The sequence below is a fragment of the Pseudomonas sp. Q2-TVG4-2 genome (assembly GCF_013620795.1).
Taxonomy (GTDB): domain Bacteria; phylum Pseudomonadota; class Gammaproteobacteria; order Pseudomonadales; family Pseudomonadaceae; genus Stutzerimonas.
Genome location: NZ_LGLW01000001.1, coordinates 708,954 through 728,665 on the forward strand (window position 1 = coordinate 708,954; position 19,712 = coordinate 728,665).

Annotated in this window: 13 protein-coding genes and 1 riboswitch; of the genes, 7 read left to right on the forward strand and 6 right to left on the reverse strand. The window is 61.2% G+C overall.

Annotated elements, in window-relative coordinates; translation table 11 throughout:
- The first annotated feature begins 72 nt into the window (after positions 1–72).
- Positions 73–2,169, forward strand: a complete 2,097-nt coding sequence (gene pta / locus H3028_RS03535; protein ID WP_181295687.1) for a phosphate acetyltransferase — start codon at positions 73–75, stop codon at positions 2,167–2,169.
- Between the two features lie 134 nt (positions 2,170–2,303).
- Positions 2,304–3,242, forward strand: a complete 939-nt coding sequence (locus H3028_RS03540) for an acyltransferase (protein WP_181295688.1) — start codon at positions 2,304–2,306, stop codon at positions 3,240–3,242.
- Here H3028_RS03540 and H3028_RS03545 read toward each other — a convergent pair.
- From H3028_RS03545 to H3028_RS03555, 3 genes are all read right to left on the reverse strand, one after another.
- Entirely contained in the window at positions 3,239–5,380 is a 2,142-nt protein-coding gene (locus tag H3028_RS03545) for a bifunctional diguanylate cyclase/phosphodiesterase (RefSeq protein WP_181295689.1), read from the reverse strand. The two genes, H3028_RS03540 and H3028_RS03545, sit on opposite strands and share 4 nt — an antisense overlap.
- A gap of 97 nt (positions 5,381–5,477) precedes the next feature.
- Positions 5,478–9,188, reverse strand: coding sequence for a CHASE domain-containing protein (locus H3028_RS03550; RefSeq protein ID WP_181295690.1), 3,711 nt, complete (start codon positions 9,186–9,188; stop codon positions 5,478–5,480).
- Between the two features lie 152 nt (positions 9,189–9,340).
- Complete coding sequence (locus H3028_RS03555) at positions 9,341–9,997, reverse strand: OmpA family protein (RefSeq protein ID WP_181295691.1); 657 nt, start codon at positions 9,995–9,997, stop codon at positions 9,341–9,343.
- Positions 9,998–10,620: 623 nt separating this feature from the next.
- Here H3028_RS03555 and H3028_RS03560 point away from each other — a divergent pair.
- Positions 10,621–12,777: a PAS domain-containing sensor histidine kinase gene (locus H3028_RS03560; protein ID WP_219919813.1), complete on the forward strand. Its 2,157-nt coding sequence runs from the start codon at positions 10,621–10,623 to the stop codon at positions 12,775–12,777.
- 13 nt (positions 12,778–12,790) lie between these two features.
- On the opposite strand, the gene H3028_RS03565 is transcribed toward H3028_RS03560, so the two are convergent.
- Positions 12,791–14,473 (reverse strand): fatty acid--CoA ligase, encoded by a 1,683-nt coding sequence (locus H3028_RS03565; protein WP_181295692.1) that lies wholly within the window; start codon positions 14,471–14,473, stop codon positions 12,791–12,793.
- A gap of 153 nt (positions 14,474–14,626) precedes the next feature.
- A complete protein-coding gene (locus H3028_RS03570; RefSeq protein ID WP_181295693.1) occupies positions 14,627–15,256 on the reverse strand; it encodes a LysE family translocator in 630 nt (209 codons plus the stop codon).
- A gap of 61 nt (positions 15,257–15,317) precedes the next feature.
- Between H3028_RS03570 and H3028_RS03575 the strand changes: the two genes are divergently transcribed.
- The 4 genes from H3028_RS03575 to H3028_RS03590 all read left to right on the forward strand — a co-directional run bounded on the left by H3028_RS03575 (position 15,318) and on the right by H3028_RS03590 (position 18,707).
- Entirely contained in the window at positions 15,318–16,280 is a 963-nt protein-coding gene (locus H3028_RS03575) for a 2-hydroxyacid dehydrogenase (protein WP_181295694.1), read from the forward strand.
- A 49-nt stretch (positions 16,281–16,329) separates the two neighbouring features.
- Positions 16,330–17,328, forward strand: coding sequence for a class I SAM-dependent methyltransferase (locus H3028_RS03580; RefSeq protein WP_181295695.1), 999 nt, complete (start codon positions 16,330–16,332; stop codon positions 17,326–17,328).
- A gap of 40 nt (positions 17,329–17,368) precedes the next feature.
- Positions 17,369–17,499, forward strand: a riboswitch (yybP-ykoY riboswitch).
- A gap of 92 nt (positions 17,500–17,591) precedes the next feature.
- A complete protein-coding gene (locus tag H3028_RS03585) occupies positions 17,592–18,179 on the forward strand; it encodes a TMEM165/GDT1 family protein (protein ID WP_181295696.1) in 588 nt (195 codons plus the stop codon).
- A gap of 84 nt (positions 18,180–18,263) precedes the next feature.
- Positions 18,264–18,707: an ester cyclase gene (locus H3028_RS03590; RefSeq protein WP_181295697.1), complete on the forward strand. Its 444-nt coding sequence runs from the start codon at positions 18,264–18,266 to the stop codon at positions 18,705–18,707.
- Positions 18,708–18,728: 21 nt separating this feature from the next.
- On the opposite strand, the gene H3028_RS03595 is transcribed toward H3028_RS03590, so the two are convergent.
- Positions 18,729–19,538, reverse strand: a complete 810-nt coding sequence (locus H3028_RS03595) for a M48 family metallopeptidase (RefSeq protein ID WP_181295698.1) — start codon at positions 19,536–19,538, stop codon at positions 18,729–18,731.
- Between the last annotated feature and the right edge of the window lie 174 nt (positions 19,539–19,712).

Here is a 19,712-nt window from a genome sequence, read left to right on the forward strand (position 1 = left end):
CACACAATCCGACGTCCGTGATGGCGTCGGGTTTCCTCTGCGCCATCGCCCTTCGCTCGACAGGAGAACATCATGCACACGCTCTTCCTTGCCCCCAGCGGTTTTGGCGGCGGTCTCAATTCCATCAGCCTCGGCCTGATTCGCGCGCTCGAACGTGCAGGGCTGAAGGTCGGTTTCTTCAAGCCCATAGCTCAACCCTTCCCGCTCGACCAGGGCCTCGAGCGGTCCTGCGTATTGGTGGAGAAGGCGCTGAACATTGCTTCGCCCGAGCCGCTGCCGCTGGAACAGGTGGAGCGCCAACTGGCCGATGGCGAACTCGATCTGCTTCTGGAAGATGTAGTCAGCCGTTATCAGGAGGTCGCCGCAGGCAAGGACGTGGTGATTGTCGAGGGTATGGTGCCAACGCGGGAATTCAACCACACCTCTCGAATCAATACCCATTTGGCCAAGAGCCTGGATGCGGAGGTCATCCTGATCGCCGCGCAGGGCAGCGACACGCTGAAACGCATGGCTGAGCGCATCGAGATCCAGGCTCAGCTGTTCGGCGGTGCCAAGGATCCCAAGGTGCTCGGTCTGATTCTCAACAAGGTCAAGAGCGACGACGGTGTGCCTGCTTTCGTCGAGCGCATCAAGGCCCAGCTCCCCCTGCTGGGTACTCCGGACTTCCAACTGCTTGGTGCCATTCCCTACGCCGAAGAGCTGAACGCCCTGCGCACCCGTGATATCGCCCAGCTGCTGAACGCCAAAATTCTTCATGCCGGGGAAGCCGAGCATCGCCGGGTCAGCAAGATCGTCCTGTGCGCTCGCGCGGTTCCCAATACCGTGCAGTTGCTTCAGCCAGGGGTACTGGTGGTCACCCCCGGTGACCGCGACGACATCATCCTCGCCGCAAGCCTGGCTTCGCTCAACGGCGTCGAACTCGCCGGTCTGCTGTTGTGCAGCGATTTCGCGCCAGATCCGCGCATCCTGGAACTGTGCAAGGCGGCGCTCGATGGCGGCCTACCGGTGATGACCGTGAAGACCGGCTCCTATGACACGGCCACCAACCTGTTCGCCCTGAACAAGGAAACGCCGGCAGACGACATCGAACGCGCCAGCCAAGTGACCGACTTCATCGCTCAGCACCTGCAACCCGAACTGCTGCATACACGCCTCAGCGTGCCGCGTAGCGAGCTGCGCCTGTCGCCTCCGGCGTTCCGCTATCAGCTGGTCAAGCGCGCCCAGCGGGCAAACAAGCGCATCGTGCTGCCGGAAGGCAACGAGCCACGCACCATCCGTGCGGCGGCCATCTGTCAGGAACGTGGCATTGCCCGTTGCGTGCTACTGGCCAAACCGGAAGAGGTTCAGGCGGTCGCCCGTGAGCAAGGCATCAGCCTACCCTCCAGCCTGGAGATCCTCGATCCAGAGCTGATCATCAACCAGTACGTCGAGCCCATGTGCGAGATGCGCAAGGCAAAGGGCCTGACGCCGGAAGATGCGCGCGGGCAGCTTCAGGACACCGTGGTGCTGGGCACCATGATGCTCGCGCTGGACGAGGTGGACGGTCTGGTTTCCGGCGCCGTACATACCACTGCCAATACCATTCGTCCGGCGCTGCAGTTGATCAAGACCGCGCCGGGCTACAGCCTGGTGTCCTCGGTGTTCTTCATGCTGCTGCCGGACCAGGTACTCGTCTACGGCGACTGCGCGGTCAACCCCAACCCGAGCGCCACCGAGCTGGCGGAGATCGCACTGCAAAGCGCCGAGTCGGCCGTTGCCTTGGGCGTCAACCCACGGGTGGCGATGATCAGCTATTCCACCGGGACATCAGGCAGCGGCGCCGAGGTGGAAAAGGTCGCCGAAGCCACGCGCATCGCTCAGGAGCGGGCGCCCCATCTGCCAATCGACGGGCCGCTGCAATACGACGCCGCCTCGGTCGCCAGTGTCGGCAAGCAGAAGGCGCCGAACAGCCTGGTCGCTGGTCAGGCGACCGTGTTCATCTTTCCCGACCTGAACACCGGCAACACGACCTATAAGGCGGTCCAGCGCAGCGCCAACGTGATCAGCGTTGGGCCGATGCTGCAAGGCCTGCGCAAGCCGGTCAACGACCTGTCCCGTGGTGCATTGGTGGACGACATCGTCTTCACCATTGCCCTCACCGCCTTGCAGGCCGACAGTCAAAAGGCCTGATACGCGGCACGCCGACACGCCCGGCCCGTCGAGGCCGGGCATGTCGAACCCTCCAACCCTGTGATAGGTCACTTGCAGTTCAGCGCACAATCAGTACTCTTGCCGCCTTTATTGACGGGTATACGAGCCAATCGATGCTGAGCGTCCTTCCTGCCCCTCTGCGGGGCATCCTCGCCGGCCTGACCCTGGCGCTGAACACGCTGTTCTGGTGCTGGCCGCTTTTCGCCCTCTCGCTGCTCAAGCTCGTCCTGCCGATTCCCAGGATACAGCGCGCGCTGCGCTTCGGCATGCATTGGATTGCCGAATCCTGGATGGCGGTCAACGGTTTCTGGATGAACCAGGTGCGGCGCACCCAGTGGGATGTGCAGGGCCTGGAAAAAGTCGACATGCACCATTCCTTTCTGGTCACCAGCAATCACCAGAGCTGGGCCGATATCCTGATGCTGCAGTATCAGCTGAACCGGCGCATGCCGATTTTGAAGTTCTTCCTCAAGCAGGAACTGATCTGGGTTCCGGTCATTGGCTTATGCTGGTGGGCGCTGGAGTTTCCCTTCATGAAGCGCTTCAGCAAGGAGTACCTGACCAAATACCCTGAGAAGCGTGGCGAGGATCTGGCGACCACTCGCAAGGCTTGCGAGCGCTACCGGACCAACCCGGTGTCGGTGTTCAACTTTCTCGAAGGCACACGCTTCACAGAAGACAAGCACACCGAGCAGTCCTCGCCCTATCGTTACCTGCTCAAACCCAGAGCCGGCGGCATCGCTTTCGTGATTGATGCGATGGGCGAGCAGTTGACGGCACTGATCAACATCACCATCCACTACCCGGACGGTAATCCGAGCTTCTGGGATCTGCTCTGTGGCCGGATCGGCCGCGTGGTGATGCGGATCGACTCGCAGCCCATCCCGGCCGAGTTTCTGCATCGCAGCTACGACCAGGACGAGGACTATCGACTGAGCTTCCAGGAGTGGGTCAACGAGCTCTGGAGCAATAAGGACGCGCAGCTTGAGGCGATGCATCGCCAGTACCCATCGAATCGCTCACACGGCGCTGACGGAAGCGACCGGCGCTAGCCGGCCGTTTGATGATTCAGCTGCTGCCAGTCGATTGTCCGCGGGAATGCCAAGGCATCCTCGACGGCCAGTCCCGGTGCCACTAGAAAGCCCTGCATCACCTGGCAATCATGGGCTATCAGCCAATCGCGCTGGGCCAGGGTTTCGACCCCCTCGGCAATGACTTCAAGCCCAAGGTTACGCCCCAGGTCGATGATAGTGCTGACGACCGCGGCATCACGGGGCGAAACGAGCATGTTGGCAATGAACAACCGGTCGATCTTCAGCGTATCAAGATCAAAATGGCGCAAGTAGGCCAGCGATGAATAGCCGGTGCCGAAGTCGTCTACCGCCACTCTCACGCCCAATTCCCGCAGCTGCCGAAGCTTGTCGCAGCTCTGCTCAAGATCTTGCATCAGGGCACCTTCTGTCACCTCCAGTTCGAGCTGGCGAGGATCGAGCTGGTACTCGTCGAGCAGTCGGCGCAGCTCGTCTACCAGTCCGGCCCGGCTGAACTGCACGGGACTGACGTTAAAGCTCAGGACCAGCTTGTCACCGAATCGCTCGCGCCAATCACGACACTGCGCCAGCCCTTCACGTAGCGCCCATTCGCCAACACGCTCAATCAGCCGGGTCTCCTCTAGCAGCGGGATGAACACGTTGGGCTCGACCTCGCCGCGTCCGGCGTAATCCCAACGCAGCAAGGCCTCGAACCCGCGCAACTCGCCTGTTTCAAGTACTACCTGCGGCTGATAAGCCAGGGCGAAACCATTGCGCTCGATGGTGTTGCGCAGATTCTCCTCCATCATCAGGCGTGCATGGGCACGCCCGTTCATTTCGCTGGAGAAGAAACGATATTGTTGCCGGCCGTTGCGTTTGGCTTCATACATCGCCATGTCCGCTGAGCGCAGCAACTCTTCAACGCTCTGGCCGCAATCCGGGAAGTGCGCGATACCGATGCTGGCACCGAGGGTGACATCGGTTCCCTCGATGGTATGCCGAACCGAGATCAGCTCGATGAGCTTTTCCGCCACCTTGGCGGCGTCCTCAGGATGCTCCAGGGAATCCAGCAACGCGGTGAACTCGTCCCCCCCCATGCGCGCGATGATGTCGTAGGGACGCATACAGGTTTCCAGAACCCGCGCCACACGACATAGAATCTCGTCGCCCGCATCGTGCCCCAGCGAATCGTTGATGCGCTTGAACCCGTCGAGGTCGATATAGAGGATGGCCATACGCTTGCCGTTCCGGTCGACCCGCGCCAAAGCCGAGTCCAGCGCCTGATGAAAGCCTCGGCGATTCAGCAGCCCGGTCAGCGAATCGGTGACCGCCTGGGTTTCCAGCTGCGTGTGCAGGTTGCGCACCACCGACATATCCAGCGCGATGACCACCATCGACCGCTGCTGTCGAGGCAGTGGCGAAGAAGACAAGGCCACCGGCAGGGTGCCGCCATTGGCGGTGTATAACTGCGCTTCGTGCAGACGGAATGTACTGCCACTACGCCATTGCTTGTAGAAGTCAGTGTCGCGCCAGGCCTCGGGCATCTGCGGCGCGGCGAGATGATCGATCAGGGCCGTGCCCTGCAGGGCATCGATGCTGGTGTGCAGCATCTGCGCGATCGCCGGATTGGCGAAGCTGATGTAGCCGTCCTCGCCCACCACCAAGATGCCCTCGGCGGCGTTGTTCAGCACCGAGGCATTGAACGCTCGTGCACTGTCGAGCTGTTGGGTCAGTAGCTGCAGGTCGCGCCGGTTGTGTTCGTGGCTGAGCAGGGTGTTGATCTTGTGCTTAAGCACCTGCGGGTCGAAGGGCTTCAGGATGAAGTCGACCGCCCCCGTCGCGTAACCGCGCAACACGGACTCCCGCGTATGTGCGATGGCCGAGACAAATATGATCGGGGTGTAGCGCGTATGGGGGCTGCCGCGCATCAGGCGCGCAACCTCGAAGCCATCCATGCCTGGCATCTGCACGTCCAGCAGCACCAGCTCCACGTCCAGATCAAGCAGCGCCTGCAGCGCCGCCTCCCCAGAATTGACCGTATGCACCTGCCAGTCGCCATCGCCTAGCAGAGCTTCCATCGCCACCAGATTGGCCTCGCGGTCATCGACGACCAACAGGGTGCGGGTGCGAGGTTGTGATTTGGCTTGTGCCCGCGCCATTTATCCGACTCCCCGGCCCGACGCGAAATTGATTCCGACTTCGACGGCGTCGGCACGAACGCCAATTGGGCATGAACGATACGTCACAAACCTCTCCTTATAGACTTTCATGGGAGCCGTCATCTCGCCCCAGGCAACGTCGCAACAACTCGACCAGTTTGGCGCTCTCAATCGGCTTGAAGAGAAAATCGTCGGCGCCTGCGGCAATGCCCTCAGCTCGAATGGCCGGGTCGGCACCGGCTGCCAGCGCCACGATCGGCACCTGACAACCATAGTCGTTTCGGAGTTGGCGAATCAGTGCAGGGCCGTCATTGTTCGGCAGTGCCATGTCTACCAAGGCCAAATCAAACGCGTCGTCATCGAAACGCTCTAGCGCCTCGGTACTCGTCGTGGCGGGAACAACCTGCAGGCCCTGCTCATCGAGCATCGCGCTGATGGCGTAGATCGCCCGCACGTCAGAATCTACCAGCAATACCCGCTGCCCGAGCAACGGATGCCCTATTTCTTCGATGCCCAGCGCCGCGGGCTCTGCCGCGGGAGGCTTCAATGCATCTTCCATATGCTCCAGTCCTTCTGTTTTTGACAACGCAACTGATGAATAGCGCCGAAGCCGCTGCAGATTCTTTTCCGAAAGCGGTTCACGGCTATTCAGCACCACTCGTACATCCTTCAACGAGCGCAAACGGTCGAGCGCCTCGAGCAGATCGAGGCCATCTTCGCCATCCAGGTCGAAGTCGATGATCAACACCGTGAAGGTGTGCTCCGCATAGGCTAGCCGAGCCTCTTCGCTACGCTCGCAGTCGGTGACTCGGTAGCCGAGACGTTCGAAATGCTCACGTAGCTGCCGGCGCCGTTCCGAATCGGTTTCGACCAGCAGCAATCGCGTCGAGCTGCCTTCCTGTCTCGCCAGATCAACGAACAGGCGCTCCAGCTCCGACTGAGCGACGGGCTTGAGCAGGTAACGAGAATTATCATCGGACCAGCCTTGCGGCTGTGGCACACAAGAAATGATGTATACCGGCGTGTCCCGGTGCCGGGGATCGGCTCGCAGCACCCGATGAAGTTGCCAGCCACTGATATCGGGCAGCAGGATATCGAGAATGACCGCTGCGAAACGGTCCCGTTCGAGCGCGTCGAGCCCCTCCTGTCCAGAGCCGCAGATGACGCTGGAAAAACCATGGGATTGGCCAACCTCGGCCACCACCGACGCGAAATCGGCATCGTCTTCAACGATCAGCAGACCGGCACCCTGACCGCGGCGATGGGACGTCCGCAGCGTCCGGACCTCAGTGGTCGCAGCCAGCTTCAGCGGGACCTCGACGGTGAAACTTGATCCCTGACCCGGGGCGCTTCTGAGATGAATACCGCCGCCCAGCACTTCGGCCAGTTGCCGTGCGATCGCCAGGCCCAGTCCCGTGCCGCCGTATTGCCGACTGATCGAACCGTCGATCTGCTGGAAAGCCTGGAAGATTCGTTCGTGCTGGTCCTCGGCGATACCAATGCCGGTATCGGTCACGCAGATCTGCAGCGTGTCTTCATCCGCAGGCAGCTCGGCTGGTTTGCGCGCAACATGGATATCCACAGAGCCCTGTTCGGTGAACTTCAAGGCATTGGTGACCAGATTGCGCAGGATCTGTTGCAGCCGGGCCCGGTCACTGATGATTGATGCGGGCACATCCGGATCGATTCGAGACGTGAGGGTCAGCCCGTTCTGCTCGGCCATCGGCTCGAGCCCGATCACGACTTCCGCCAGCAGCTCGGTCACATCAAGCGGCTCCGGCTTGATCTGCATATGGCCGGCCTCGATCTTGGCCAGGTCGAGCACGTCGTTAATCAGCTGCAGCAGATCCTGTCCGGCACGATGAATGATGTCGGCATGACGAACCTGCTTGTCGGTCAGGTTGCTCGCGGCGTTCTGTCTCAGCTGATCACTCAGGATCAGGATGCTATTGAGCGGTGTGCGAAGTTCGTGGGACATGTTCGCGAGGAACTCGGACTTGTAGCGATTCGCGACGATCAGCTCGTTCGCTTGATCCCGCAGGCGTCGCTCCGCAGCCTTGCGGTGCCCGATATCGATCACCACGGCCTGCACCAGTTGTTCTTCGCCGCTGCGCAGCGGCGAAAGGCCGATCTCCACAGGCAACAGGCGGCCATCTCGGTGCCGACCGAACAGCTCACGGTTGTCACCCAACCGACGCGACTCGGGCTCCTGTGCGAAACGATGGCGCACCTCGTGGTACGTCTTGCGCATCGACTCGGGAATCAGCAGCTCAACCGGCTGGCCGAGCAGCTCTTGTCGGCTAAAGCCGAACAGCAGTTCAGTCTGCCGGTTGACCATGACGATACGTCCGTCATGGTCGAACAGCAGGAAGGCGTTCGGCGAGGCTTCGACCACATTGCGGAAACGCTCTTCGTCACGCTTGCGCTGCTGCAGATCGACCAGATTGAGCAAATGGTGAACACCATCATCGCGCCTGAAGCTGGTCAGACTCAGCGACACCGGTATGGGGGTGCCATCCTCCCGCAGTGCCTGGCTTTCCTCGTGGCTGGCTTCCAGCCGCTGCACGCCAGATGATTCGCCGAGGGCGCCGGGAACATAACGGTTGAGGCGCTCACCAGCGAGCAAGCCGGCGCTGCTGCCAAACAATGCCGCGGCGCTCTGGTTGGCCAGCTCTATTCGGCCCTGGTCATTGCACAACAGTGTCGCAACTGGCAGTTGTTCGATCAGCTGACGGAACCGTGCCTCACGCTCCTGAAGCTGCGCACCAAGCGCCTGACTGCTGCGCAGGGCCCGTTCACGCAGATACAGGTAACCGCCAATCAGCAGGGAGAACAGCAACGCTGCGGTCAATGCCGCCGCCAGATCGAAGGCTCCGCTGGTCCGTTCCAGGATGGCTTCGTATTCCGGTGTACTGGCTACTTCCAGCTGCCAACTGCGGCCGTACAGGTAGATGTTTCGGGTGCGATGGAAGCTCGCGTCGCTGCTCACCGGCGCACGACCCACCAGCAAAGGTTCATCCGGGGCTGCGGCATCGAACAGCTGCAGCTGGAACAACTTGCTGCGCGAACCCAGCACGCCTTCCAACAGATCGGTAAGCCGGAAAGCACCATGTAACGTCCCGGCAAAGGCGCTCTGACGCTCTTCGAGGGTTGTGATGGGTACGCCAACGCGATAGAGCGGAAGGTATAGCAATATACCCCTCTGGGCGTTCTCCTCTGTTTCCTGCTTCAGACGCAGAGGACCAGTGAGCATCGGCGTGCCAATGTTGCGCGCAGCGATGATGGCTTCCCTACGGGTCTCTTCGCTCAACATGTCGAAGCCCAACACCCGGCGGTTTCGCCAATCAACCGGGTGGATATAGTCCGTAATCAGATACTCGTCGCGCTTCCCGGGCGGGTACATGCGGAAATCGCTACGGCCGTTCTCTTGCATCCTGGCAAGGACCGCTGGCAGGTCGTCCGCGCGCACGTAACGAGCCAGAGCGATCGCCTGGATGCCGGGGTAGAAATCCTGAAGCTGCAACTGGTCCGCCGCCCGGTTCCAGTCCCCGAGACTGACGTCGTCGCTGCCGACGAAAAGCCCGGCCAGGCCGCGCATGACCATCTCGTAGGCACGCATGCGCTCACGCAGATTACTTTCGACGTCATTGACCGCCAGGTTGAACCGCTGCGCCTGCTCAGCACGAATGCGTGTTTCCTGCGCATGCCACTGCCAGACGACCCATCCTCCGAGCCCGGCCATCAAGGCCAACGTAACTACCAATGGCAGCCAAGGCTTACGAGAATGGAGAGCGGAACGATCATCCATTCGACCTCCTCAGTGCCACTACATGGCTCGCTGTCACCAGCTTCAGAGTCGCGGATCGGCGGGAGGTTCAATAGCAAATGGAAAAAGGTGTAAAACTGACGCCACTTAAATGGCGTAGACGAGCCCATTGCAGGCTCGTCTGCTCGAAACGGTTAAAGCGGACGCAGATTGATCTCTACACGGCGATTCTGAGCCCGTCCGGAAGCGGTATCGTTGCTGGCGATCGGCTGGCTCGGGCCGGCGCCATAGGACGAGATCCGCGAAGCGGCGACGCCGTTGCCTTCCAAATAGGCGGCGACACTACGTGCACGGCGGTTGGACAGTTCCTGATTGAGTTGTTGCGAGCCAGTGCTGTCGGTATGGCCGACGATATCAATGCCGTTCTTGTTGAATTCCTTGAACACTTGGACCAACGAATTCAGCGTCGGATAGAAGCTGCTGGAAATATCCGCCGAGTTGCTCGGGAAGGTGATATTGCCCGGCATGATCAGCGTCAGGTTATCGCCGTCACGCTGAACCTGGACGCCAGTCCCCTGCAGCGTCTGACGCAGCTTGGCTTCCTGGGTATCGACGTAGTAACCATAGCCGCCACCAGCGGCCCCACCGACTGTCGCCCCGATCAGAGCGCCTTTGGCGCGGTCCTTCTTGCTGGAGGTCGCGGCACCGATCACTGCGCCGCTGACCGCACCGATACCGCCGTAGATGCCTGCTTTGCCGGCCTCCCGCTCGCCGGTATAAGGATTGGTAGTACAGCCGGCCAGCAGAGCGATGGTGGCGGCGAATGCGGTCAGGTTGCTGAGCTTTTTCATGGTTACTTCCTTAATCTCAGGGACGCCAGCCTGCCGAAGACGATCCGTTAGCAGGCTGAAATGCATGGCTAGGTTAACACTGAGCCGGAGGCAGAACCGGAACGTGCCGACGAAACCCGGCGCGGTTCAGGGGTGGAAAAAGCTTCTTTCATATCTCGTCATCCAACCGCATCTGTAGCCCATACTCCCTTCACCATGGCATGCATCGAGACGATACAGCCGCGCCGGATCGATCATGCATTGGTGGCATAATTGCCGCCTACGATGACATACCAAAGCCGCAAGCCAAACACGTCGTCAACGACCGGTATCCGGCTTTGTTCGGCGTATCGGGCACACCGAACAAAGCCGTATTGCTGCTTCAGAACGTCCCAGGGGAACTGTTCACCCATGGATGCGAGGCGGCACCGGTCAGTTCGTAAGTCTGGCCGGACGGCCAGAATGGCCGAGATGCGCTTGGGCGTGAATGATGCAGACGTTTCTTCAATCACAGTTACTGACTCGGGAAGGAGTCGCGTCCGGATTGCCACCAGGTCCGCACGACCACTTGCCGGTCAGCGGATCGTAACGATCATGCTGTTGCATTGCAGCGGGCCGACGGGAAAGATTTCGCCGATCAGCGAATGATCGTGTTCAACACCTTATCCTCATTAGATCGATCTTCCGCATCAGCTATCAGTAACCTAGACAACACGCAGAAGCGTGCCATTCAGCCGGAGAGCCGAGCCATCGACATAGCGGATCTGCAGCGGATCTTTGATGCCCTGCCTGGAATCTTTCTTGTGGTTGCCAATGATGCCGACTACACGATGGTCGCTGCGAGCGATGAGCGCTTGCGGGCAACCATGACGCAACGTGAGGACGTCATTGGCCGCCCGCTGTTCGAGGTTTTCAACGGCGGCGAATCGTTTAACCCGCCGGGCGTCAGCCTGCTGCGCGCGTCGCTGGCCGAAGTGGCGCGCACGGGTCGCCCTCAAGAGATGAAGACGGTCGGCTATCCACTGCGACGCCCGCAGGGCGATAGTTATGAAAATCGATACTGGGACGTGGTCAATGTGCCGGTGCTGGATGAGCAGGGGCGGGTCTGTTTCATCATCCATCAAGCCGAAGACGTCACAGAAAGCCTGCTCGAACAGGAGTCGGCAGCGCTGCGCCTGCGCGAGAGTGACGAGCGCCTGAATGCCGCGCTGCTAGCCTCCGGAACCGGCACCTTCTATTGGGATTTGCGCAACAACCGCCTGGACATGGATCTTCCCATGCAGCGGCTGGTCGGCCTGGAGGGCCTCACCTCGGGCTGGCTCGACGACTTGCTCGACACCATCCATCCGGACGATCGAGACGGCATTACCCAGCAGTGCGAGCGCTGTGCGCGCTACGGCGATGACTTCGAAATGCAGTTCCGGGTCCGACTGCCAGGCGGTAACGAGCGCTGGATCTTCGACAAGGGCCAGACATTCACCGATGCCAACGGCAGGCCCTCTTACATGGTCGGGGCCTGTCTCGATATTACCCAGCACAAACGTACCGAACGCGCATTGCACCGTCTCAATGAGACCCTGGAGCAGCGTGTCAACGCAGAGGTCGCCGCACGCGCGAAGACCGAGGCAGCACTGCGTCAGTCACAGAAGATGGAAGCAGTCGGCCAACTGACCGGCGGCCTCGCCCACGACTTCAACAACCTCTTGGCGGGGGTGATCGGCTCGCTGGAGCTTCTATCGCTTCGCCTGCAGCAAGGCCGCACCAACGATCTGCAACGCTACATCCGCAGCGCACTCACATCCGCGACTCGGGCAACCGCTCTGACTCACCGCCTGCTGGCGTTTTCGCGCCGGCAAACGCTTGACCCCAGCCCCACCGAGGTGAACGCCCTGATCGAAGGGATGATGGAGCTGCTGCAGCGCACAATCGGTCCCATGGTGAGCTATTCGACGCGACTGCGCGACGATCTCTGGCTGACCCTATGCGATACCAACCAGCTAGAAAACGCGCTGCTGAATCTGACCATCAACGCCCGCGATGCCATGCCTGATGGAGGCCAGTTGACCCTAGTCAGCGAAAATCTTTGGCTTGACGGCCCCCTCGTCCAGGAGCTGGGGCTGCAAACCGGCGAGTATGTCGCGCTCGGGGTCCACGATACGGGCGTGGGGATCCCGCCAGAGAAGCTCGGCTACGTCTTCGATCCGTTCTTTACCACCAAACCCCTCGGTGAAGGCACCGGCCTCGGCTTGTCCATGGTCTACGGGTTCGCCAAGCAATCAGGCGGCGGCGTACGTATCGAGAGCACGGTGGGAGAAGGGACCCGTGTCTGGATCTACCTGCCCCGCCACCACGGCCAATCGGCCAGCCTGAATGCGCCGACCTCCGCCGACCTGGCGCCCGCTTCGGTCGAAGGTCGCACCGTCCTGGTAGTGGATGACGAACCCAACGTGCGCGCTCTGGTGATGGAAGTCCTGCAGGACATGGGCCTGAACACCCTCGAGGCCGCCGACGGCCATAGCGGCCTGCGGATTCTCGACAGCGATGTGCATCTGGACCTGCTGATTTCGGATATCGGCTTGCCCGGTGGCATGAACGGGCGCCAGCTCGCTGATGCCACACGGGAAAAGCGCCCCTCCATGCGCGTGCTGTTCATCACCGGATACGCCGAGAGTTCGGTGCTGCAACGCAGCACCGCCATGTACGATTACGAGGTCCTGACCAAGCCATTCACCATCACGGACCTCGAAGAAAAGGTCCGCGGCATGCTGGAACCTGAGCAAGGAAAACCCAGGGCCTGCTGAGGTTTCGCTGGCCCTAGACCGAGGAGATGGCGCTGTTGCCTTCTTGCAGCCAGCTGGCGATATCGACCCGAATGCGTTTCTTGTCGAGCTTGCCGACACTGGTCTTGGGAATGTCAGCGACTACCGCGATCTGCTGCGGGATAGCCCACTTGTTGATCTGTCCCTGCTCTACCGCAGGTTCAAGAAAGGCCTGCAACGTCTGCGCATCGAGCTGTTTACCCGCGCCAAGCACCACCAGAGCGAAAGGTCTTTCACCCCAGCGCTCGTCGGGGACACCCACCACCGCCACGTCGCGTACCGCCTCGTGGCGGCTGATCAGCCCCTCCAGCGCCAGGGAAGAGATCCACTCGCCGCCGGTCTTGATCACGTCCTTGATGCGATCGCGGATGTCGATGTTGCCCATCTCGTCGATGGTGGCCACGTCACCGGTATGCAACCAGCCGCCGGCCCACAATTCCTCGCTCTTCTGCGGGTTGCCAGCGTAGCCCTGAGTCAGCCACGGCGCACGCAGCACCAGCTCGCCTTGGGCCACACCGTCGGCCGGCAGAAAGCTGCCGTCCGGCGCCTGAATGGCTGCATCGACCAGTACCACCGGAATCCCGGCCTTGAGCCGGTAGCTGGTCTGCTCGTCTTCACTGGCCTGACGCAACTCGTCGTTGATATGGGCGCCGGAAATCAGCGGACAGGTTTCCGACATGCCATAGGCGGCTACCAGCTGCATGCCGCAGGCACGGGCCGATTCGTAGAGACCGCGGGTCAGTGCGCTGCCGCCGATGGTAATTTTCCACCCGTTGAAATTCGTGCCCTGCGCGCCCTTGGCGTTGAGTAGCATCTGCACTATGGTCGGTACGCAATGAGAGAAGGTCACTTTTTCGCGACGCCACAGTTCGATCAGCAGTTCCGGATCATAACGCCCCGGATAGACCTGCTTGAGCCCCATCATTGTCGCCACGTAAGGCAAGCCCCAGGCATGCACGTGGAACATCGGCGTGATTGGCATGTAGACGTCTCCCGCCGCCATCAGCTGGGGATTCTCGCGACAGCCGACCGTCACCGCGCCGGCGAGCGTGTGCAGCACCAGCTGGCGGTGGGTGAAGTAGACGCCCTTGGGGTCACCCGTGGTGCCAGTGGTGTAAAAGGTCGTGGCAACCGAGTCTTCATCGAAGTCCGGGAAGTCGTAGTGTGGCTCGGCGGCCGCCAGCAGAGTTTCATATTCGCCGACGCAGTTCGGCAATTGGCAGTTTTTGTCCTCTGCATCGGTAATCAGCAGGGTTTTGTCGACCGTGGTGAGCTGCCCGGCGATTGCCTGATACAGGGGTGCGAATTCGCTGTTGACGAGAACGAAGCGATCCTCGGCGTGATTCATGGTGTAGAGGATCTGCTCGGGAGACAGCCGTACGTTGATGGTATGAACAACCGCGCCGATCATCGGGATCGCGAACATGCACTCGAGATAGCGATGGCTGTCCCAATCCATCACCGCCACGGTATCGCCGGCCTTGACCCCCGCGGCGGTCAACACGTTGGCAAGCCGAGCGATACGTTGGTTGAGCGTGCGGTAATCAAAACGCAGCTGGTCGCGGTAGACGATCTCGCGCGTGCGCTCATAGCGCCGACCCGACAACAATAGGCTCTTGATCAACAGGGGGTACTGGTAGGCATTCGCGGCGGGTTTGATCACTCGGGTCTGCAACATAGGGCTTCCTATTATTGATGTTATGAGACGCACTCTAGCTCTGGCACCGGACATTCGCCGCGCAAGCCAGCGCGCGGCGCTCCACTTCGACAATCAACCGGACAACCGCTCAACGCATCGAGGCCTCGCTGTGCATCGCAAGCAGACCGCAAATCAGGCGATCTCACTTGCCGCTAGGCGGATACCAAGACCGATCAGCACCGCGCCAGTGACACGATCGAACCAATGGCCCATACGGGCGAACCCTGCCCGCACGCGCTCACGGCTGAATAGCCAGGCCACCAGGCAAAACCACACGCCGGTGGCGAACGCCAGATATAACCCATAGCCCGCCTGAACGGCGAGCGGTGTATGAGGGTCGATAACTACTGTGAATAGAGAAAGAAAAAACAGCGTGGCCTTAGGATTCAGGCCATTGGTGACGAACCCCAGCATGAAAGCTCGCCGGTGAGAATGTGGCGCCCCTGCACCCGACGGAGGCAGATCACCGACCCCAACGGGCCTTGCGCGCAACGCCTGAAAGCCCAGATAGAACAGATAACCGGCCGCCAACCACTTGAATAGGTTGAACAGCACGATCGACTGCGAGACGATCAGGCCAATCCCGAGCAATGAATAACTCACGTGCAACAGAATGCCGCTGCCCACACCGATGGCTGTCCAGCTGCCGCTTCGCTGACCACGAGTCACGCTTTCACGCACGACCACGGCAAAGTCTGGCCCGGGGCTGGCCACGGCAAGCAGGTGAACCAGCGCCACGGTGAGAAACTCCATCCAGTACATCTAGCCACTCCGCTATTCCCAGGGCGGGACATCCTCCCGCTGATTCATACGAGTAAAGTCCATGAGCAATAGCCGCGCTGTATTCCTCGACCTATCTCCTCTCGACCAGGGCGACCTGGATCTGACGCCGTTGCAGTCAGCCTTTGGTGAACTGATCTGCCATGCGCAGACCAGCGACACGCAAATTATCGATCGGCTGCAAGGCGCGGAAATCGCCATCGTCAACAAGGTCGCCCTGAGCGACGCGGTGTTCGCCGCCTGCCCGGACCTAAAGCTAGTTCTGGTTGCCGCCACTGGAGTAAACAACATCGACCTGGCCGCCGCCAAACAGCGCGGCATTACGGTGTGTAATTGCCAAGCCTATGGCACCGCCACCGTGGCCCAGCACACGTTAATGCTACTGCTCGCGCTGGCCACGCGACTACCTGACTACCAGGGCGCCGTGGCCCGTGGCCGCTGGCAGGAAAGTGGGCAATTCTGCCTGCTGGACTTCCCCATCGTCGAATTGGCCGGCAAGAGCCTCGGCGTGCTCGGTCATGGCGAGCTGGGTAGCGCCGTAGGACGGCTGGCCGAGGCATTGGGCATGCGCGTACTGACCGGCAATCTGCCAGGGCGGCCCCCACGCGCCGATCGCCTGGATCTCGACGAGCTGTTGCCGCAGATCGACGCACTGACCTTGCACTGCCCACTGACCGAACAGACACGCAACCTCATCGGCGCCCGCGAACTCCAGCTGATGAAGCCCTCAGCGTTCATCATCAACACCGCCCGGGGTGGCCTGATCGACGAGCAGGCGCTGGCGGATACACTACGTAGCGGGCATCTGGGCGGCGCCGCCACTGATGTGCTCACCAGCGAACCACCGGCCAATGACAACCCGCTGCTGGCCGCAGACGTACCGCGCCTGATCGTGACGCCGCACAGCGCCTGGGGCAGCCGCGAAGCCAGGCAGCGCATCGTTGGCCAGCTATGCGAGAACGCCGAGGCGTTTTTTGCCGGCGCGCCGCAACGACAGGTCGGCTGACGCTCTGCGGTCAGACTGCTAAGCTCGCCAGCTTTTGCCCGGAGACCTCATGGACCCCCGAAGCGAAGTACTGCTGCGCCAGGCCGAACTGTTCAATGGCGGCCTGCTGCTCGCCGGCTTGCCGGCCGATGATCTGCTCGGCCAGTTGCCGAGCGCCAGGGGCTGGAGCTGGCATGCCGGTGAGCATAATCAGCTGCAAGCTCGCTTCGCTGGGCGCTGCACATTCGGCGTCGAGCCGCCTGCCGCCGCTTTCGACGCAGCGGTGCTATTTCTACCCAAGTCACGCGAACTGACCGATTACTTGCTGAGCGCGCTCGCGGCCCGCCTGGCGGGCAGTCTGCTGTATCTGGTCGGAGAAAAACGTGCCGGGATCGAGCGAGCCGCCCGACAGCTGGCGCCGTTCGGCGAAGCGCGCAAACTTGACAGCGCCCGCCATTGCCAGCTGTGGCAGGTCAAGGTGGTGAACAGCCCGCCCGCGCCAGAGCTGCACACCCTCGCTCAACGCTTCGAGCTCGAGTTGGCGGACGGCCCGCTGCAAGTCATCAGCCTGCCCGGCGTATTCAGCCACGGCCGTCTCGATCGGGGCACTGCGCTGCTGCTGGAACAGCTCGACGGCCTGCCAACCGGGCGGTTGCTGGACTTCGGTTGCGGTGCCGGGATCATTGGCGCGTCGCTGAAAAGGCGTTATCCGGGGAATGAAGTAGTACTGCTGGATGTTGACGCGTTCGCCGTCGAAAGCAGCCGCATGACGCTGGCGGCCAACGACCTGGATGCTGAGGTCATCGCCGGGGATGGCATTGACGCGGCACCGGACGACTGTGCCGCAATCATTAGCAACCCGCCGTTCCATCAGGGTGTACATACCCATTACGCAGCCAGCGAAACGTTGTTGCAACGCGCCGCCAGCCACCTGCGATCTGGCGGCGAGCTGCGCCTGGTCGCCAATTCCTTTCTCAAATATCCGCCGTTGATCGAGGCCCATCTGGGCGCCTGCGAGACCCTGGTCAATGCGGACGGCTTTCGCGTTTACCGTGCGCAACGCTCGTGAACGTTCACGGGGCTGACTTGCACAACGCGCCGCGCTTGGGCAAACTCGCGCCCGTCCTGGGGGAGTAGTCTCCGGCGAGCGCCCTGCTCGCCCGGCATGCGTCAACATACTTGGTCCGCAGACCATGGTGCATGCGACCCGCGCGACCTGCCTGCAGCTCGCGCTCGGTTTGACAAGACCCATGACACGTACACCTGACCCGGGGCGGGCAGGCGGTGCGTGTCATGGTGATTTTGTCGACCCGCCCTCGCAAGGAAGTTCGTTTGGAATCGTTCTATATCCCCACCTTGATCGTTGCGCTCGCCGAAATTGGCGACAAGACACAGCTGCTCGCACTGTTGCTGGCAGCCCGCTATAGGCGCCCGCAGCCGATCATCTGGGGCATCGTTATCGCCACGCTGGCCAACCATGCCGCTGCAGGAGCCATCGGAAACTGGGTTTCGTCGCTGGTCTCCCCGGCCATCCTCAGCTGGATTCTGGCCGCATCCTTTGCAGCCGTGGCGTTGTGGACGCTGGTGCCGGACAAACTGGAGGAGGACGAAGCCTCACGCGGTCGCCAGTTTGGCCCCTTCGTCGCCACGCTAATCGCCTTCTTTCTGGCGGAGATGGGAGACAAGACCCAGGTGGCGACCGTCATGCTCGCTGCGCAATACCCCGATTTCATCCTGGTGATCATAGGCACCACGCTGGGCATGCTGATCGCCAACGTACCGGTGGTACTGGCCGGCAATTTCGCCGCAGACCGCATGCCACTCACGTTGATTCGCCGAGTCGCCGCCATCGGTTTTGCCGCTTTGGCACTGTATGCGGTCTACCAGGCCTTGAGTTTGAGCGGCTCGCTTCCAGTCTGATACGCAGCGCAAATTGCCGCGCCGCCCGTGCTGTTAGAGTGCGTGCTCACCGCGTTCTGGCGGCACTTGAGGGGAGCAGGCGGCATGTCACCGGAGGAACGAAAACGGCGCGTTCGGCAGCATATCGATCTGAGCTGGTGCAAGGGTCGACTGGCGCTGGCCGAACAGCTACAGAGCCGTTACTTCAGCTACAAGAGTTCGTTCATCACGCAACCGGTCAACAGCGGCGGCTTCGGCCTGATCGTGCGGGAAATTCGCCAAGCGATGCCAGACCTCGACGTGGTGGTGGATGAATGCCTCAGCGAAGGCAATCGCGTAGTGACCTCCAGCACCTTGTTTGGCACCCTGGAGAAAACCGTGTTCGGACATTCGCCGAGCGGCAAGATCCTCACCGTCGCCGCGATGTCCATCTGGACGCTCAACCCAGGCGGCGACATCGAGGAAATCAACACGCTGTTCGATCTGGAAAGCGCCCGCAAACAGCTGGGCATGGATAGCCCGATCCCTGTAACGCTGCCACCGAGCTGAGCCAGGCGGCAGCTGCAGGCATCAGCGGCGCTGCTGGTACAGCGGCATCACCTTCGGAATGTTTTCCTGCAGAGCCTCCGTGCGGCTGCCTGATGACGGATGCGTGCTGAGGAATTCCGGTGGCGCCGAGCCACCGGCGGCCGCCATCTTCTTCCATAAACTGACCGCCGCGTTCGGGTTGTAGCCCGCGCGCGCCGCCAGCTCCAACCCGATCAGATCGGCCTCGTTTTCGTTACTACGGCTGTTGGGCAACGTCATCAGATACTCGACGCCCATATTCGCCAGCTGCAGACTGCCAGTGCCTACGCCAAAGGCAGAGCCGATCTGCGTCGCCATCTGCACGCCATAAGCCTTGGACATAGCCTCTCGGCCATGTTCACGCAACGCATGGGCAATTTCGTGTCCCATTACCGCGGCGATCTCATCGTCGGTCAGGTTCAACCTCTCGATAAGCCCGGTGTAGAAAATGATCTTGCCGCCAGGGCCACAGTTGGCATTCAGTTCCGGGCTGTCGATAACGTTGACCTCCCAGTCCCATTGGGCTGCATCTGGGCGAAATGCCGGCACCTCGGCGATCAGCCGTTGGGCGATGGTATTGACGCGCTTGGTAATCGGGCTGCTTTTCTCGAGCATGCCCTTTTGCGACGCCTCGCTCAGCGTTTGCTGATAGGACTGGGCGTACATCTGATTGACCTGCTCGGTCGACAACATGCTGAACATGTACTGCTTGCGGTCGACTCCGACAGCGCCGCCACTGGTGGTATCGACCGCCTGACAACCGGCGAGCGCCGAGGCCGCCAGAAAAAGCACTAAAGAATGCGGCTTGAGCATGTCGCGTCTCCCTTGGATTCTGCACCGTATGCTAGAGCGAGCCCGCTTGCCCGGCAACCGGCTGCAACATGTCGCCAACGCAACGCCGGTTGGCAGACAGCGTTGCCGTCTTCCTCAGCAAGAACTGGCATCGACCCAATACGGCCGCCCCATATCAATACTTTCGATAGCCAC